This window comes from Streptomyces sp. NTH33 (genome assembly GCF_003236365.1).
Classification (GTDB): Bacteria; Actinomycetota; Actinomycetes; order Streptomycetales; family Streptomycetaceae; genus Streptomyces.
This window is the reverse complement of record NZ_POTZ01001080.1, coordinates 1-584: the sequence shown is the minus strand read 5'-3', so window position 1 is coordinate 584 and position 584 is coordinate 1. Positions and strand designations below refer to the sequence as shown.

Sequence of the window (584 nt, the reverse complement as noted above, 5' to 3'; positions counted from 1 at the left end):
CCGCCAGAACCCCCGCCAGCAGCATCGACAGCACCGCGGCCACCCCCAGCAGCCACACCCGGCCGTCCAGGTCGGCCAGCCGGGACAGCGTGACCGGCTGGCCGGAGTGCACGGTCAGGAGCTTGTCCAGGGGGTCGGGCAGGAGCTTGGCCAGTTCACCGGTCGCGTGGCCGTCGAAGGGGACGAACAGGCCGACCGGGACGCCGAGCCACACCCCGTTGGGCGTGCCGAGCAGCGCGGCGCCCGCGATGCGCCGGGGACGGTCGTCGCCGATCGCCGCGTACGCCGCCGCCGCGAGGCCCGCCGCCACCGCGACCATCACCACCGTGACCAGCGCGGACACGGCCGGCCGCACCACCCGGTGCACGACGTCCCAGCCGCGCGGCAACGGCGTACGGCGCGAGGCGAGCAGGGCGATCAGCAGGATCCCGGCCGACCAGCCGAGCCCGCCCAGCAGGGTCGGCGCCGTGTCGACGGTGAAGCCGACCGACGCCTTGGCGTCGATGAGCCTGCCGATGCCGCCGGGGAGGAGACCGCCGATGTCCCCCAGGTCGCCCAGCCCGGGAACGCGCACGTCCCCCGGC

At 76.2% G+C, this 584-nt stretch carries 1 protein-coding gene; it reads right to left on the bottom strand.

Annotated features, from left to right (window positions below; translation table 11 throughout):
• Positions 1-584: streptophobe family protein (locus C1I97_RS38565; RefSeq protein WP_220040906.1), on the bottom strand; the 584-nt coding region annotated here is incomplete at both ends.